At 72.0% G+C, this 16,954-nt stretch carries 12 protein-coding genes; 9 read left to right on the top strand and 3 right to left on the bottom strand.

The window, feature by feature from the left end; all coding sequences use genetic code 11:
• Nucleotides 1-28 precede the first annotated feature (28 nt).
• Complete coding sequence (polA, locus tag CCE02nite_RS01805) at nucleotides 29-2,734, top strand: DNA polymerase I (RefSeq protein ID WP_141387643.1); 2,706 nt, start codon at nucleotides 29-31, stop codon at nucleotides 2,732-2,734.
• A 10-nt stretch (nucleotides 2,735-2,744) separates the two neighbouring features.
• Here the strand turns inward: polA and CCE02nite_RS01800 are convergent, their stop codons facing one another.
• Nucleotides 2,745-3,608 carry a class I SAM-dependent methyltransferase gene (locus CCE02nite_RS01800; protein ID WP_141387641.1) on the bottom strand — a complete coding sequence of 288 codons (864 nt, stop codon included), beginning with the start codon at nucleotides 3,606-3,608 and terminating at the stop codon, nucleotides 2,745-2,747.
• Nucleotides 3,609-3,836: 228 nt separating this feature from the next.
• Here CCE02nite_RS01800 and CCE02nite_RS01795 point away from each other — a divergent pair, with 228 nt between their 5' ends.
• Both CCE02nite_RS01795 and rpsA read left to right on the top strand, forming a co-directional pair.
• Entirely contained in the window at nucleotides 3,837-4,862 is a 1,026-nt protein-coding gene (locus CCE02nite_RS01795; protein ID WP_141387639.1) for a 6-phosphofructokinase, read from the top strand.
• A 197-nt stretch (nucleotides 4,863-5,059) separates the two neighbouring features.
• Entirely contained in the window at nucleotides 5,060-6,544 is a 1,485-nt protein-coding gene (gene rpsA, locus CCE02nite_RS01790) for a 30S ribosomal protein S1 (protein WP_141387637.1), read from the top strand.
• Between the two features lie 215 nt (nucleotides 6,545-6,759).
• Here the strand turns inward: rpsA and CCE02nite_RS01785 are convergent, their stop codons facing one another.
• A complete protein-coding gene (locus CCE02nite_RS01785; RefSeq protein ID WP_141387635.1) occupies nucleotides 6,760-8,712 on the bottom strand; it encodes an ABC transporter ATP-binding protein in 1,953 nt (650 codons plus the stop codon).
• A 158-nt stretch (nucleotides 8,713-8,870) separates the two neighbouring features.
• Here CCE02nite_RS01785 and CCE02nite_RS01780 point away from each other — a divergent pair, with 158 nt between their 5' ends.
• The 3 genes from CCE02nite_RS01780 (at nucleotide 8,871) to CCE02nite_RS01770 (ending at nucleotide 10,730) form a co-directional block, all read left to right on the top strand.
• On the top strand, nucleotides 8,871-9,413 hold the full coding sequence (locus CCE02nite_RS01780) for a MarR family winged helix-turn-helix transcriptional regulator (protein WP_141387633.1): 543 nt from the start codon (nucleotides 8,871-8,873) through the stop codon (nucleotides 9,411-9,413).
• Nucleotides 9,414-9,474: 61 nt separating this feature from the next.
• Entirely contained in the window at nucleotides 9,475-10,116 is a 642-nt protein-coding gene (coaE, locus tag CCE02nite_RS01775; RefSeq protein WP_141387631.1) for a dephospho-CoA kinase, read from the top strand.
• A complete protein-coding gene (locus CCE02nite_RS01770) occupies nucleotides 10,113-10,730 on the top strand; it encodes a pyroglutamyl-peptidase I (RefSeq protein ID WP_141387629.1) in 618 nt (205 codons plus the stop codon). Before coaE ends, CCE02nite_RS01770 begins: the two co-directional genes overlap by 4 nt.
• Nucleotides 10,731-10,797: 67 nt before the next feature.
• On the opposite strand, the gene CCE02nite_RS01765 is transcribed toward CCE02nite_RS01770, so the two are convergent.
• Nucleotides 10,798-12,159 carry a choice-of-anchor A family protein gene (locus tag CCE02nite_RS01765; protein ID WP_141387627.1) on the bottom strand — a complete coding sequence of 454 codons (1,362 nt, stop codon included), beginning with the start codon at nucleotides 12,157-12,159 and terminating at the stop codon, nucleotides 10,798-10,800.
• A gap of 245 nt (nucleotides 12,160-12,404) precedes the next feature.
• On the opposite strand from CCE02nite_RS01765, the gene uvrB reads away from it, so the two are divergent.
• The 3 genes from uvrB (at nucleotide 12,405) to CCE02nite_RS01750 (ending at nucleotide 16,926) form a co-directional block, all read left to right on the top strand.
• Entirely contained in the window at nucleotides 12,405-14,513 is a 2,109-nt protein-coding gene (gene uvrB, locus CCE02nite_RS01760; protein ID WP_053370767.1) for an excinuclease ABC subunit UvrB, read from the top strand.
• Between the two features lie 281 nt (nucleotides 14,514-14,794).
• Complete coding sequence (locus CCE02nite_RS01755) at nucleotides 14,795-15,799, top strand: TerC family protein (RefSeq protein WP_141387625.1); 1,005 nt, start codon at nucleotides 14,795-14,797, stop codon at nucleotides 15,797-15,799.
• On the top strand, nucleotides 15,799-16,926 hold the full coding sequence (locus tag CCE02nite_RS01750; RefSeq protein WP_141387623.1) for a TerC family protein: 1,128 nt from the start codon (nucleotides 15,799-15,801) through the stop codon (nucleotides 16,924-16,926). Before CCE02nite_RS01755 ends, CCE02nite_RS01750 begins: the two co-directional genes overlap by 1 nt.
• The last annotated feature ends 28 nt before the right edge of the window (nucleotides 16,927-16,954 follow it).

The raw sequence follows: 16,954 nt of genomic DNA, 5'->3' as shown, positions 1-16,954 counted from the left end.
GGTCCGGTCGGGGCCGTGCGTGTCGGTCATGGACTGTAGGTTGGCACCCGTGACGACCTCCGCGCGACCTCGCCTCCTGCTCATCGACGGACACTCCATGGCCTACCGCGCGTTCTTCGCGCTCCCGGCGGAGAACTTCTCGACGACCACGGGGCAGCACACGAACGCGGTGTACGGGTTCACGTCGATGCTCATCAACCTCCTGCGGGACGAGGAGCCGACGCACGTCGCGGTCGCGTTCGACGCGGGTCGTCAGTCGTTCCGCACCGAGATCCTCCCGAGCTACAAGGGGACGCGCGAGTCCTCGCCCGAGCCGTTCCGCGGCCAGGTCCCGCTCATCAAGGAGATCCTCGAGACGCTGCACATCCCGACGCTCGAGCGCGAGGGGTACGAGGCGGACGACATCTTCGCGACGCTCGCCACGCAGGGCGCGGCGGCCGGGATGGAGGTCCTCGTCTGCTCGGGCGACCGCGACTCGTTCCAGCTCGTCGGCCCCGACGTCACCGTGCTCTACCCCAAGAAGGGCGTCTCCGAGCTCGCGCGCATGGACAGCGCCGCCGTCGTCGAGAAGTACGGCGTGCCGCCCGAGCGCTACCCGGACCTCGCCGCCCTCGTGGGCGAGACCTCGGACAACCTGCCGGGCATCCCGGGTGTCGGCCCCAAGACCGCCGCGAAGTGGATCACGGCGTACGGCGACCTCGACGGCCTTCTGGACCACGCCGACGAGATCAAGGGCAAGGCGGGGGAGAACCTGCGCGCGCACCTCGACCAGGTGCGGCTCAACCGGCAGCTCAACGCGCTCCTGCGCGACCTCGAGCTGCCCGTCGGCCCCGACGACCTCGCGACGCGCCCGTGGGACCGCGAGGCCGCGCACCGCGTCCTCGACGCGCTCGAGTTCCGCGCCCTGCGCGACCGGCTCTTCGCGATCGCCCCGGAGGGCGAGGTCGAGGCCGAGGCGGGGTTCGACGTCGAGCTCGCCGACGTCCTGCCGGGGGGTCTTGGCGCCTGGCTGGCCGAGCACGGTACGCGCCCGCTCGGCGTCGAGGTGGCCGGCAAGGCCGTGCCGGGCGGCGGGGACGCGTGGGGCCTCGCGGTCTCCGACGACGCCGGGGCGGCCGTCGCGCTGGAGCTCGCCGACGTGGCGGGCGCCGACGACGAGGCGCTCGCCGCATGGCTCGCCGACCCGGAGCGGCCCAAGGTCGTGCACGGCGCCAAGGCCGCGTGGCACGAGCTCGCGGCACGCGGCTACGACCTCGCGGGCGTCACGTTCGACACCGAGCTCGCGGCCTACCTGTGCCACCCCGACCAGCGCGGCTACGACCTCGGCGACCTCGTCGTGCGGCACCTGCACCGCGAGCTGCGCCCCGACACCGAGGCCGGCAACGACGCGCAGGGCGCGCTCGACCTCTCGCTCGACGGCAGCGGCGAGCAGGAGCGGGACGCGGTGCGTGCGCTCGCCGTCGCCCAGCTCGGCGACGTCCTCGTGGGTGAGCTCGAGGACCGCGGCGCCGCCACGCTCCTCACCGACCTCGAGCTGCCGCTCTCCCAGGTGCTCGCGCGCATGGAGCAGCGCGGTATCGCGGCGGACGTCGAGTACCTGCGCGAGCTCGAGCAGCACTTCGGCGACCTCGTCGCGACGGCCGCGGCCGAGGCCTACGCGGTCATCGGGCGCGAGGTGAACCTGGGCTCGCCCAAGCAGCTCCAGGAGGTCCTGTTCGACCAGCTCGGCATGCCCAAGACGAAGAAGATCAAGACGGGGTACACGACCGACGCGTCGGCGCTCGCGGACCTGTTCGTCAAGACGCAGCACCCGTTCCTCGAGCACCTGCTCGCGCACCGTGACGCCTCGCGCCTGCGCCAGACGGTCGAGGGCCTGCTCAAGTCGGTCGCGGACGACGGCCGCATCCACACGACGTTCCAGCAGACCATCGCGGCGACGGGACGCCTCAGCTCGACCGACCCGAACCTCCAGAACATCCCGATCCGCACGGAGGCGGGTCGGCGCATCCGGCGCGCGTTCGTCGTCGGCGAGGGCTACGAGACGCTCATGACCGCCGACTACAGCCAGATCGAGATGCGCATCATGGCGCACCTCTCCGGTGACGAGGGGCTCATCGAGGCCTTCCGCTCGGGCGAGGACCTGCACTCCTACGTCGGGTCGCGGGTGTTCGAGGTGCCGGCGGCCGAGGTGACGCCCGCGATGCGGTCGAAGATCAAGGCGATGTCCTACGGGCTGGCGTACGGACTCTCGGCCTTCGGTCTCTCGCAGCAGCTCACCATCGAGGTGGGCGAGGCGCAGAAGCTCATGGACGACTACTTCGAGCGCTTCGGCGGCGTCCGCGACTACCTGACGGGTGTCGTCGACGAGGCGCGCGCCACGGGGTACACGGCGACGATCCTCGGTCGGCGCCGCTACCTGCCCGACCTCACGAGCGACAACCGACAGCGTCGGCAGATGGCCGAGCGCATGGCCCTCAACGCCCCCATCCAGGGCAGCGCGGCCGACATCATCAAGGTCGCGATGCTGGGCGTCCAGCGCGCGATCGACGAGCGCGGGCTCGCCTCGCGGCTGCTCCTCCAGGTGCACGACGAGCTCGTGGTCGAGGTCGCACCGGGCGAGCGCGACGCCGTCGAGGAGGTGCTGCGGACGCAGATGGGCGCGGCGGCGGACCTCGACGTGCCGCTCGACGTCTCGGTCGGCGTCGGCGCGACGTGGCACGACGCGGGGCACTGACCCCGCGGCGTCAGCCCGGGAGTCGCGTGCGGAAGATCGCCGTCCCGGGCAGGTAGGTGCCGCGCACCGGGCCCCAGCCGCCCCACACCTCCGTGCTGTCGGCGGGCCACTCCGGCTCGACGACGTCGCGCACCTCCAGCCCGGCGGCGACCACCTCGCGCACGTGGTCGCCCAGCGTGCGGTGGTACTCCGCGTAGACGACGCGGCCGGCGTCGTCCGTCTCGACGTAAGGGCGCCGATCGAAGTAGGAGCGGTTCGCGGTCAGCCCGCGCGCGCTCGGGTCGTCGGGGAACGCCCAGCGGGTGGGGTGCGTGACGGAGAACGTCCACGTGCCGCCGGGCCGCAGCACGCGCGCGACCTCGCGGTGGATCGCGTCCGCGTCCGGGACGAACGGGATCGCGCCGAACGACGTGAACGCGACGTCGAAGGCGCCGTCCGCGAACGGCAGACGGCGCGCGTCGGCCTGGACGACGGGTACCCGCACCCCGGTGGCCCGGTCGAGCGCCCGCCCTGCGGCGAGCATCCCCCGGGAGACGTCGGTCGCGACGACCTCGGCTCCCTGCGTGACGAGCCAGCGCGAGCACTGCGCGGCCCCCGCGCCGACCTCGAGCACGCGGAGGCCCGCCACGTCGCCGAGCAGCCGGGCGTCTCGCTCGCGCAGCCCCTCGGGGCACCAGCAGAAGTCCTCCGCGCCGAGGAACGCCCCGTGCTCGTCGAGGTACTCGGCCGCGTTCGCGTCCCACCAGCCGCGCCCGGCGCGGCCGCCCTCGGTGGCGGGCACGTCCCGATAACCGGCGTCGGCCGTCGGACCGGGCGGGGCGACGTCGTCCACGGCGGGGACCTGCGGCGGCACGGGGGGAAGGGTCGCGCTCATGCGGCCATTCTCCCGGGCGCACCGGTCCGAGGCACCGTCGCGCGCCGCACGGCCCGCAGGCTCGGGACCTTGGTCGTCGGCGTGCCCGAGGACCGGGACGGACGGTGACCCACGGCGCCGGGTTGACTAGGGTTGAGGGCGACGCGGTGCCGCGGAGGTCGGCACCTCCGTCGACGCCGGGTACGCGCGCGGGGAACCGCGAGGCGACGACGAAAGACGGAGGAACAGGTGCGCATCGGACTTCTCACCGGCGGAGGCGACTGCCCCGGCCTGAACGCGGCGATCCGGGCTGTGGTCAAGCAGGGGACGGGGGAGTACGGGCACACCATCATCGGCTTCCGCAACGGGTGGCGCGGCGTCGTCGACGGCGACGTGCACCCGCTCGGGCGCCAGGACATCCGCAACGTGCTGCCGGTGGGCGGGACGCTGCTGGGCACGGCGCGGTTCCACCCCCGCCAGGAGGACGGCAGCATGGACGCCGTCCTCGCGACGGTCGAGGCGGAGCGCCTCGACGCCCTCATCTGCATCGGCGGCGACGGCACGCTGCACGCCGCGAGCCGGGTGGCCGAGGCGGGCGTCAAGATCGTCGCGATCCCCAAGACGATCGACAACGACGTCGAGGGCACGGACCTGTCCATCGGGTTCCACACGGCGGTGAACATCGCGACGGAGGCGCTCGACCGCGTCCACACGACGGCGGAGAGCCACAACCGCGTCATGGTCGTCGAGGTCATGGGGCGGCATGCAGGGTGGATCGCGGTGAACTCCGGCATCGCGGGCGGCGCGGAGGTGGTTCTCGCGCCGGAGCAGCCGTTCGACATCGACCAGGTCGTGAAGTTCCTGCGGCACCGGCACCGCGCGCACGCGAACTTCTCGATCGTCGTCGTCGCCGAGGGCGCCGTGCCGCGCGAGGGGTCGTCGATGGAGTTCACGCAGCAGCTGGGCCGCTTCGGCGAGATCGTCGCGGGGTCGATCGGCGAGCGCGTGAGCGCGGAGATCGCGGAGCGCACGGGGTTCGACACGCGCCTGACCGTCCTGGGGCACGTGCAGCGCGGCGGCGAGCCCACGCCCACCGACCGCATCCTCGGCAGCCGGTTCGGCGTCGCGGCCGTCGACGCCGTGAGCGCGGGGACGTCGGGGGTCATGACCGCGCTGCGCGGGGAGCGCGTCGAGCTCGTGTCGCTGGCCGATGTGGCCGGTCGGCCCAAGCGCGTCCCCGAGGAGCTGCTGCGCGTCGCGCGCGTGCTCGCCTGACGATCGGGTGGAGCCCGCGCGGCCCCAGATCCCGCGTTGACCACCGGGGTGACACCCGGATAAGGTGGACGGCGGTGCGTTGCGCCTGCCTTCGTCCCCAGACGACGCCAACCATGACGTCCACGGGCCAGGGGCGGCGGCGCGCCGAGAACCCTACCCGCTCGACTACACCTGTCCGCATCGGAGCATCGAACTCAATGACCATCTCTACCCCCGCGAAGTCCGCACCCCAGGTTGCCGTCAACGACATCGGCACCGAGGAGGACTTCCTCGCCGCCGTTGACGCGACCATCAAGTACTTCAACGACGGCGACATCGTCGAAGGCACGATCGTCAAGGTGGACCGCGACGAGGTCCTCCTCGACATCGGCTACAAGACCGAGGGCGTCATCCCCTCCCGCGAGCTGTCCATCAAGCACGACGTGGACCCCGGTGAGGTCGTCAACGTCGGCGACGCGGTCGAGGCCCTCGTCCTCCAGAAGGAGGACAAGGAAGGCCGTCTGATCCTGTCCAAGAAGCGTGCGCAGTACGAGCGCGCCTGGGGCACGATCGAGAAGATCAAGGAGGAGGACGGCGTCGTCACCGGCACCGTCATCGAGGTCGTCAAGGGTGGTCTCATCCTCGACATCGGCCTCCGTGGCTTCCTCCCGGCCTCCCTCGTGGAGATGCGTCGCGTCCGCGACCTCCAGCCGTACGTCGGCAAGGAGATCGAGGCGAAGATCATCGAGCTCGACAAGAACCGCAACAACGTCGTCCTCTCGCGCCGTGCCTGGCTCGAGCAGACGCAGTCCGAGGTTCGCTCCACCTTCCTGCAGACGCTGCAGAAGGGCCAGGTGCGCCCCGGTGTCGTCTCCTCGATCGTCAACTTCGGTGCGTTCGTGGACCTCGGCGGCGTCGACGGCCTCGTGCACGTCTCCGAGCTCTCCTGGAAGCACATCGACCACCCCTCCGAGGTCGTCGAGGTCGGCCAGGAGGTCACGGTCGAGGTCCTGGACGTCGACTTCGACCGCGAGCGCGTCTCGCTGTCGCTGAAGGCGACGCAGGAGGACCCGTGGCAGACGTTCGCCCGGACCCACGCGATCGGTCAGGTCGTGCCGGGCAAGGTCACCAAGCTCGTCCCGTTCGGTGCGTTCGTGCGCGTCGAGGACGGCATCGAGGGCCTCGTGCACATCTCGGAGCTGGCCGTGCGCCACGTCGAGCTGCCGGAGCAGGTCGTCAACGTCGGTGACGAGGTCTTCGTCAAGGTCATCGACATCGACCTCGAGCGTCGCCGCATCTCGCTCTCGCTCAAGCAGGCCAACGAGGGCGTGGACCCGGAGTCGGACGACTTCGACCCCGCGCTCTACGGCATGGCCGCCGAGTACGACGAGCAGGGGAACTACAAGTACCCCGAGGGCTTCGACCCGGAGACCAACGAGTGGCTCGAGGGCTTCGAGACGCAGCGCGAGGCCTGGGAGGCGGAGTACGCCAAGGCGCACGAGCGCTGGGAGGCGCACCGCAAGCAGGTCGCCGAGGCCGTCAAGGCCGACATCGACGCCGCGTCGGGCGACTCGGGCTCCTCGAGCTCGTCGTCGTCCTCGAGCAGCACGTCCTACTCGTCGGCCCCGGCCGCCGAGGCCACGGGCACGCTCGCGTCGGACGAGGCGCTCGCCGCGCTCCGCGAGAAGCTCACCGGCAACTGATCTCCTGACGCCCCGCCACCCGGCGGAACCGTCGCAGGTCGCACGAAGGCCCGCCACCCCGAGGGGTGGCGGGCCTTCGCCGTGCCCGGCAGGCGCGCATGGTTCCGAACAGGTCGTCCTGGTCCGCCGGTGGCCGCGGACGAGCCGCCGGACCCACCTGTTCGGCGGTCCAGGATCGCCCTGCTCGACGGTCCGGCGGTCCGGCGGTCCGGCCGTCAGGCCGTGGCGGTCGCCGGCTCGGCTGGCGCCGCGGCCGGTTCAGAGTCCGACGGCGTGGGCGAGTCCGCGAACTGCGTCCGGTAGAGCGCGGCGTAGCGCCCGCCGCGCGCGAGCAGCTCGGTGTGGGTGCCCGTCTCGACGACCTGCCCGGCGTCGAGCACCACGATGAGGTCCGCCTCGCGCACGGTCGAGAGCCGGTGCGCGATGACGAGCGACGTGCGCCCGCGCAGCGCCTCGGCGAGCGCGGCCTGGACCGCCGCCTCCGAGCCGGAGTCGAGGTGCGCCGTCGCCTCGTCGAGGACGACGAGCCGCGGGGCCTTGAGGAACACGCGCGCGATGGCCAGGCGCTGGCGCTCCCCGCCGGACATCCGGTAGCCACGGTCGCCGACCACGGTGTCCATCCCCGACGGCAGCGCCGCGACGACGTCCCACACGTGCGCGCGCCGCAGCGCGGCCTCGAGCTCGGCGTCGGTCGCGTCGGGCTTGGCGTACCGGAGGTTCTCGGCGATGGAGTCGTGGAAGAGGTGGGCCTCCTGCGTGACCACGCCGACGGCGTCGTGCAGGCTCGCCTGCGTGACCTCGCGCAGGTCTCGCCCCGCGATCCGCACGTGCCCGGAGGTCGGGTCGTACATGCGCGTGACGAGCTGCGACACGGTCGTCTTGCCCGCGCCGGACGAGCCGACGAGCGCGACCATCGCCCCGGCGGGGACGGAGAACGAGACGTCGCGCAGGGTGTCGGTCGTGGGGTCGGCCCCCTCGACGGCGACCGACTCGAGCGAGGCGAGGGAGACCTCGGCGGCGCCCGGGTAGCGGAACGTCACGCCGTCGAGCTCCAGGCTCGCGCCGTCCTTCTCGAGGTCGTCGCCGAGGTCGTCGGCGTCGGGCGCGTCCGTGACGGTCGGCTCGAGGTCGAGCACCTCGAGCACGCGCTCGAAGCTCACGAGCGCGGTCATGACGTCGACCTGGACGTTGGACATGGCGGTCAGCGGGCCGTAGAGGCGCCCGAGGTAGGCGGTGAGCGCGACGACGGTGCCGACCGTCAGCGAGCCCGAGATCGCCATGACGCCGCCCAGCCCGTAGACGATCGCGACCGCGACGGAGGCGACGACGGTGAGCCCGACGCGGAAGACCGTGCCGTACATGGCCTGCCTCACGCCGATGTCGCGGACGCGCCCGGCCTGGGCGGAGAACCGGGACGACTCGCGCGCCGGGTCGCCGAAGACCTTGACGAGGTGGGCGCCCGCGACGTTGAAGCGCTCGTTCATGGTCTGTGCCGCCTCGGCGTTGAGCTCGTAGCTCTCACGCGTGATCGCGGCGAGGCGCTTGCCGACCCAGCGGGCCGGGAGCACGAACGCGGGCAGCAGGGTCAGGGCGAGGAGCGTGAGCTGCCAGGACATGGAGAGCATGGCGGCGAGGACGAACACGACGGTGAGGAGGTTCGAGAAGACGTTGGAGAGCGTCGACGTGAAGGCCTGCTGCGCGCCGAGGACGTCGCCGTTGAGCCGTTGGACGAGTGCGCCGGTGCGGGTCCGGCTGAAGAAGGCGAGCGGCATGCGCTGCACGTGGTCGAAGACGGCGGTGCGCAGGTCGACGATGAGGCCCTCGCCGATGCGCGAGGAGAACCAGCGCTGGGCGACGCCGAGCACGCCGGAGAGGATCGCGAGCCCTGCGGCGACGAGCGAGAGCGCGACGACGACGCCGACGTCGCCCGCGGTGATGCCGTCGTCGATGATCCGCTGGAACAGCAGCGGCGTGGCCGCGCCCGCGGCGGCGTCGATCGAGATGAGCACGAGGAAGGCCGCGAGCTGGCGGCGGTAGGGCCGGGCGAACGTGAGGACGCGTCGGATCGTGCCGCGGTGCAGCCGACGGGACGCGACGGAGGAGTCCTGGCGGAACGAGCGCATGCCGCGCCCGCCGCCGGAGCCGGGGAGAGGTGAGGTGAAAGACATGGGGCCTCCGGGGTGGGGGAGGAGCGTGGTCGTCCGCGGGGGCGTGGCGCCGGCCGGCGGGCGCGGTCGTGTGGACCGCTCGCGCGAGGACGATAGTGAGTCTAACTCACAATGAGTGTTCTCAACAAGACCCCGTCCTGCCGGGTACGCTCGGCCTCGTGACGAGCGATGCGAGCGCGCGCCCCGCACCGGGCGTGGTGGGCGACCCGGCCTCGACGGACGAGGCGGGGGAGTTCCTCGCCCTCCTGCACGCAGCGCTCCGGCGCGTGCGACGCGAGGCGAGCGAGCGTGCCCAGCCGGCGGGGACCACCCCCGGCCAGTACCGGATGCTGCGGTTCCTCGCCCGCTGCGACGAGCCCTGTCGGCTCGGTGCGGTCGCGTCCGCGCTGGACGTCGCCCCTCGCTCGGTGACGTCCAAGGTCGACGACGCCGAGCAGGCCGGTCTCGTCCGGCGCACCCCCGACCCGCACGACCGGCGAGCGACGCTCGTGGAGCTCACCCCGCGGGGACGTGAGGTCGTCGCGCAGGTGGGAGCGGAGCGTTCGTCGAGCGCCGGCACGCTCCTCGCGCGCCTCGACGCCGCCGAGCGCGCCGAGCTCCTGCGGCTCCTGCGTGCCGTCGCGGGCGAGCGGCAGGACGACGCGCGCGACGGCGACCGGCCGGCGGACGGCGCGGGCGAGCCGCGGGGTGCGCACGGGTGAGCCCCCCGGGGGGTCGGGCGTCCCGGCGCGAGGTCGCCCACCGGCTGGCAGGATGGGGCGCATGTTTCGCATCGGCCTGACCGGAGGAATCGCGGCGGGAAAGTCCGTCGCGCTCGCACGCTTCGCCGAGCTCGGCGCCGTCGTCGTGGACTACGACGCGCTCTCCCGCGACGCGGTCGCGCCCGGGACGGTCGGCCTCGACCAGGTCGTCGAGGCGTTCGGGCCGGGCGTCCTCGACGCCGACGGCGCGCTCGACCGCGCCGCGCTCGGTCGCGTCGTGTTCGGCGACGACACCGCGCGCGAACGCCTCAACGCGATCGTCCACCCGGAGGTGCGCCGACTCGCGGCCGAGCACGAGGCGGCGGCCGGCGCGGCCGACCCGCGGGCCGTCGTCGTGCACGACATCCCGCTCCTCGTCGAGACGAGCGACCCCGCGCGCTTTCACTGCGTCGTGGTCGTGCACACGCCCGCGGACGTGCGGGTGGGACGGCTCGTCAGGGGGCGGGGGCTGAGCGAGGACGAGGCCCGTGCGCGCCTCGCCGCGCAGGCGGACGACGCGGCGCGGCTCGCCGCGGCGGACGTGACCCTCGACGGTTCCGGCTCGCCGGAGGCGCTGCGCGAGCAGGTCGACGAGCTCTGGGTGCGGGTCCGCGCCGAGGTCGACGCCGAGGTCCAGGCCGAGATCGAGGAGCACGAGGCGTGACCGTCGTCGTCAGCGGGTTCGAGCCGTTCGACGGCGCCCTCACGAACCCGTCGTGGGAGACGGCCGCGCGCCTCGCCGAGCGCGGGGAAGAGCTCGTGGGCGACCGGGTGGTCGCCGTCCGGCTCCCCGTGACCTTCGCCGGGGCGTGGCCGGTGCTCGACGCCGCGATCCGTGAGCACGGCCCCGACGTCGTCGTGGCGCTCGGCCTGGCGGACGGTGCGCCGGGCGTGCGCCTCGAACGGGTCGCGGTGAACGTGCGCGACGCGCGCATCCCCGACAACGCGGGCAACCGTCCTGTGGACGTCCCCGTCGCGGAGGGAGGTCCGGTCGGGTACTGGTCGACTCTCCCGCTCAAGGCGTCGCTCGCAGAGATCCGCGCGGCGGGTGTGCCGGTGGCGGTGTCGAGCACGGCGGGAACCTACGTGTGCAACGACGTCTTCTACGCCCTCATGCACCACTGGGGTCTCGGGCCGGGGCGGCGTGCCGGGTTCGTCCACGTCCCCGGGGCCGACGTCGTCCCCATCGAGGATCAGGTCTCCGCCGTGGCCGCCGTCGTGCGGCACGCGCTCCTCGGTACCCCCGAGCCGGTCCTCGCGGGCGGCACGGAGAGCTGAGCGCGGCGCAGGGACGCCGAGGGCCCGGCAGGCCGTCCTGCCGGGCCCTCGGTGCGTGCTGGGAGCGTCAGCTCGTCGCGCGCCGACGTGCCACGACGAGGATCGTCGCGCCCCCGGCGAGCAGCAGCGCCGCCACCACGGCGAGCACGACGACCGAGGCGCCCGTCGTCGCGAGGCCGCCCTCCGGCGTGTCGCCCGGCTCGGCGGACGCGGCGGGCGTCTCAGGACTCGGCGCCGCCGACGACTCGGCCGCCGGGGTCGACTCCGATGACGGTTCTCCCGGCACCTCGGTGGCCGGGGTCTCCTCGGACGTCGGCGGCGCGGTCACGCCCTCGCCCGGGTTCGGGCCCTCCGGCGACGGCTCGGGCTTGGGCTCCTCGACCAAGGGCGTCGTCTCGCACGGGCCGGCGAACGGGTAGTTGTGGTGCTCGATCCCGGCGCCGCCGGTGTAGGAGACGGCGCCGTTCGACAGGATGCGCCCGTTGGTCGAGGTCGCGACGGTGAGGGTCGCGTCCGTGCGAGGGACGACGACCGTTCCGGGGAACTGGTCGTTCGTGCCGAGGGTCACCTGCGTAGCGTCCGGGAAGCTCCACAGGAAGTGCGCCGACAGGTGCTGGGCGGCCTGGTAGACGCGCACGCCCCCGTACTCGACGTGCTGGAGCCGCGGCACGTCGACGGAGGTGCCGGTGACGGTGAGGAGCACCGGACCGCTCCCGGTGACGTACAGCGTCGTCAGGGAGGAGGCCTGGGCGGCCGTGAGCGTGTACCGCGCGCCTGCCTCGACCGTCAGGACGCCGTCGCGGGGCGTGGCGGCGACGGCACCGTCGGCGGCGTCGGCCGCCATGCCCGTGACGAGCCCGGGGAGCGCGGTGTAGGGGCGCAGCGCGGCCTCGTGGCCGACGCCCTGCGTGACGGTCCCCGGGCGACCCGGGGCGTTGCGGTTCTCGGTGCTCGGGGTCGCGCCGGTGATCTCGCCGCCGACGACGACGTTGCCGCCGCTCGACGCGTGGAAGCCCACCTGGGTGTTCGTCGCGGTCGCGAGGTCGCCGCCGACGACGAGCATGTCGGTCCCGCCGGCCGGGGTGATGGCCGAGCCGCCGCCCCCCGCGGTCCCGACGTCGAGGCTCCCGGCCCCGGAGAGGTCGGCGTCCCCGCCCACGACGACACGGCCCTCGAGCTCGGTCGCCGTCGTGACGGTGAGCCCGCCCCCTGCCCAGATGCCGACGCCCGCGTCCTCCACGGCGGTGAGCTCGTACACGCCGACCGGTCGCGTGGACGGGTCCGCTGTGCAGACGTCGTCGGCGGTGAGCGTCGGCGCGGCAGCCAGCGGCGCGGCGGTCGCGGGCGCGGCGAGGCCGACGGTCGTCAGGGCGAGCGCGGTGAGCGCGAGCAGAGGGATTCCGCGGGGGCGCGCGGGGTGAAGGCGCATGGTGTCGGCTCCAGATCGAGGGTTCGCTAGCGGCGCTGACTTACTGCGGACGGACTCCGTCGCCCGTTGTCTGTGCTGTCGAGCTGCTCCACGGGCGTCGGGGAGCGCTGCAGGGTCGAGGTGACCCTAGAGGTTCCGCATGACGCCTTCCAAATTATGTCGGGGTGATGTCCGCGCACGGCTCCGAGAGTGCGTCGACCACGCGCGGAAGGGTCCGTGTGGGTGGCTCGACGTACCGTGGAGTCATGCGTCCCGTGACCGATCTCCAGCGTGCGACCACCCCGTTCGAGGTCATCTCCGAGTACCAGCCGTCCGGCGACCAGCCGACGGCGATCGCGGACCTCTCGCAGCGCATCCGCGCGGGGGAGAAGGACGTCGTGCTCCTCGGCGCGACCGGGACGGGTAAGTCCGCCACGACGGCGTGGCTCATCGAGGAGCTCCAGCGCCCGACGCTGGTCATGGCGCCCAACAAGACCCTCGCGGCGCAGCTCGCGACGGAGTTCCGGGAGCTGCTGCCCAACAACGCGGTCGAGTACTTCGTCTCGTACTACGACTACTACCAGCCCGAGGCGTACATCGCGCAGACGGACACCTACATCGAGAAGGACTCGTCGATCAACGACGAGGTCGAGCGGCTGCGGCACTCCGCCACGAGCTCCCTCCTCACCCGTCGGGACGTCGTCGTGGTCGCCTCCGTGTCGTGCATCTACGGACTCGGCACGCCGCAGGAGTACGTCGACCGCATGGTCCGGCTCGACGTCGGCATGCAGGTCGAGCGCGACGACCTGCTGCGGCAGTTCGTGACCATGCAGTACACGCGCAACGACATGGCGTTCACGCGCGGCACGTTCCGCGTGCGCGGGGACACGGTCGAGATCATCCCGGTGTACGAGGAGCTCGCGGTCCGCATCGAGTTCTTCGGCGACGAGATCGAGAGCATCCAGACCCTGCACCCGCTCACGGGTGACGTGATCCGGTCCGAGCCGAGCATCCACGTGTTCCCCGCGACGCACTATGTCGCGGGGCCGGAGCGCATGGAGCGCGCGATCTCCTCGATCGAGGCCGAGCTCGCCGAGCGGCTCGACGAGCTCGAGCGGCAGAACAAGCTGCTCGAGGCGCAGCGGCTGCGCATGCGCACCACGTACGACATCGAGATGATGCGCCAGATCGGCACCGCGTCCGGCATCGAGAACTACTCGCGGCACATCGACGGCCGCGAGGCGGGATCGGCGCCGAACACGCTGCTCGACTACTTCCCGGAGGACTTCCTCCTCGTCATCGACGAGTCGCACGTGACCGTGCCGCAGATCGGCGCGATGTTCGAGGGCGACATGTCGCGCAAGCGCAGCCTCGTCGACCACGGGTTCCGCCTGCCGAGCGCGATGGACAACCGGCCCCTGCGCTGGGAGGAGTTCGTCGAGCGGATCGGTCAGACCGTGTACCTGTCGGCGACCCCCGGCGACTACGAGCTCTCGATGGCGGACGGCGTCGTCGAGCAGATCATCCGCCCGACCGGCCTCGTCGACCCGGAGGTGCTCGTCAAGCCCACCACGGGGCAGATCGACGACCTGCTGCACGAGATCCGTGAGCGGGTCGAACGGAACGAGCGCGTTCTCGTCACGACCCTCACCAAGAAGATGGCGGAGGACCTCACCGACTACCTGCTCGAGAAGGACGTGCGGGTGCGGTACCTGCACTCCGAGGTCGACACGCTGCGGCGCGTCGAGCTGCTGCGCGAGCTGCGCCTCGGCGAGTACGACGTCCTCGTCGGGATCAACCTCCTGCGCGAGGGCCTCGACCTGCCCGAGGTGTCGCTCGTCGCGATCCTCGACGCGGACAAGGAGGGCTTCCTGCGGTCGCCCAAGTCGCTCATCCAGACGATCGGTCGTGCGGCCCGCAACGTGTCGGGTCAGGTGCACATGTACGCGGACAAGATCACGCCGGCCATGGCCGCGGCGATCGAGGAGACCGAGCGCCGTCGCGAGCGGCAGATCGCGTACAACACGGAGCACGGGGTCGACCCGACCCCGCTGCGCAAGCGGATCTCCGACGTGACGGACATGCTCGCGCGCGAGGACGTCGACACGGCCGAGCTCCTGGCAGGCGGGTACCGGCAGCCGGGCAAGGGCGCGAAGGGCAAGGCGCCGGTGCCGGGCGGGCCCAAGGAGGGCGCGTCGTCGGGCAACCGGCTCGCGGGCGCCGCGGCGAGCGACCTGGCCCAGCTCATCCAGGAGCTGAGCGACCAGATGCACGCGGCCGCGGGCGAGCTGCAGTTCGAGCTCGCCGCCCGGCTGCGCGACGAGATCTCGGGGCTCAAGAAGGAGCTGCGGCAGATGCAGGCCGCGACCGCCTGACGGGTCGCCGCTGGGCGACGTGCGCACCGCCCACGGGCCACCGAGGAACAGTCCACGGTGGCGTGGTGTTGCCACGTCAGGAGGAGCGATGGCCTATGCTGGCTCCTCGTTGAAGGGGAGTATTCCTCCGCGGTGATGTCGTCATCACGGTCGGCGCAGTCGTCGGCCCGGTGTCACCGGTCCCGCAACCACCAGCCCGCGTCCCGCGCGGGTGCGCGTGGCGGTGCGTGGCGGAAGAGACCTTCGGTACACAGTGCTCCCCACGTACCGGAGGAATCTTCATGGATGTGCCTGTCTGGGCCTGGCTCGTCACCATCGGCGTGATCCTCGCGATGCTCGCCGTCGACTACGTCGGGCACGTGCGGACCCCGCACGCACCGAGCCTGCGCGAGGCGACCTGGTGGTCCGCCGGCTACGTCGCGGTCGCGGTCGCCTTCGGAGGGATCGTCTGGGCCGTCTGGGGCTCGACGTACGGCGGCGAGTACTTCGCCGGCTACATCACCGAGAAGAGCCTGTCGGTCGACAACCTCTTCGTGTTCGTCCTCATCATGACGAGCTTCCGCGTCCCGCGGCTCTACCAGCAGAAGGTGCTGCTCATCGGCATCACGATCGCGCTGGTCCTGCGGACGATCTTCATCTTGCTCGGCGCGGCCCTCATCGAGAACTTCAGCTGGATCTTCTACGTCTTCGGCGCGTTCCTGCTCTACACCGCGTGGACGCAGGTCAAGGCGGGCTCGGGTCACGACGAGGAGTTCCACGAGAACGGCGCGCTGAAGCTGACCCGCCGCCTGTTCCCGACGACGGAGACGTACGTCGAGGACAAGATGACGGCGAGGATCGACGGCAAGCGCTACATCACCCCGATGCTCATCGTGATGATCGCGATCGGCAGCGCCGACCTCCTCTTCGCGGTCGACTCGATCCCGGCGATCTTCGGCCTCACGCAGGAGACCTACCTGGTCTTCGCCGCCAACGCGTTCTCGCTGCTCGGCCTGCGCCAGCTCTACTTCCTCATCGACGGCCTCCTCGACCGCCTCGTCTACCTCGCGTACGGCCTCGCGGCGATCCTCGGCTTCATCGGCGTCAAGCTGCTCATCCACGCGCTGCACAAGAACGAGGTGCCGTTCATCAACGGCGGTGAGCACATCACCGTCATCCCGGAGATCCCGACCGCGCTGTCCCTCGGGTTCATCGTCGTCGTGCTCACGATCACCACGGTCGCGAGCCTCGCCAAGGACCGCGCCGACCGTCGGCGCTCCGTCGAGAGCTCGGAGGGCTCACGCTGATGGTTCACGAGCTCCCCGTCTGGTTCGAGTGGGCGTCGCTGTCGGCGCTCGCGGTGCTGCTCCTCGTCGACCTGTTCGTCGTGGGGCGCCGCCCGCACGTCCCCTCGATGCGCGAGAGCGCGCTGTGGGTCGGCTTCTACGTCGCGCTCGCCCTCGTCTTCGGGGCGATCGTGGGCGCGGTCGGCGGGGCGGCACCGGCCGGGGAGTTCTACGCGGGATGGCTCACGGAGTACAGCCTCTCCGTGGACAACCTCTTCGTGTTCGTCATCATCATGGCCAGGTTCGCGGTGCCGCGGGACCAGCAGCAGCGTGTGCTGATGGTCGGCATCATCGTCGCGCTCGTCCTGCGCGGGGCGTTCATCCTGGCGGGCGCGGCGATCATCGCGCAGTTCGTGTGGGTGTTCTACCTGTTCGGCGCGTTCCTCATCTACACGGCGATCAAGCTCGTGGCCGGTGGGGACGAGCCGGAGGAGTACCACGAGAACCGTGCCGTCCGGGCGCTGCGGAAGGTGCTGCCGCTGGGCACGCAGTACGACGGCGGCCGGCTGCGCACGGTCGAGGACGGCAAGCGGGTCTTCACCCCGCTCGTCATCGTGTTCCTCGCGATCGGCAGCACCGACCTGCTCTTCGCGTTCGACTCGATCCCCGCGATCTTCGGGCTCACCCAGGACCCGTTCATCGTCTTCACGACGAACGTCTTCGCGCTCATGGGCCTGCGTCAGCTCTACTTCCTCCTGGGTGGCCTGCTCGAGCGGCTGGTCTACCTGCCGATCGGTCTCGCGGTGATCCTCGGATTCATCGGCGTGAAGCTCATCCTCGAGGCGCTGCACGAGAACACGCTGCCGTTCATCAACGGCGGCGAGCACCTCGACGCCGTGCCGACGGTCCCGATCTGGCTGTCGCTCGTCGTGATCGTCGGCGCGCTCGCCGTCACGACGGTCGCGAGCCTCCTGCGCACACGGGCGCTGCACGCCCAGGACGACTCCGAGGTGGCCGCGACGGGCGGTGCTGCCGCCGTCGTGGAGGACGCGGTCCAGGACCCCGAGGTCGAGTCCGTGGACGGGGGCGCGCCGGTCGGCGAGACACCGCCGTGGGGCACGGGCCCGCAGGACGGCGCCGCGCGATAGCGCGTGCCCGACGAGCCGCGGAGCGAGA

Origin of the sequence: Cellulosimicrobium cellulans (genome assembly GCF_006539945.1) — a bacterium.
In the GTDB taxonomy this organism is placed as follows: Bacteria; Actinomycetota; Actinomycetes; order Actinomycetales; family Cellulomonadaceae; genus Cellulosimicrobium; species Cellulosimicrobium cellulans.
This window is presented reverse-complemented; position numbering and strand designations above follow the sequence as displayed.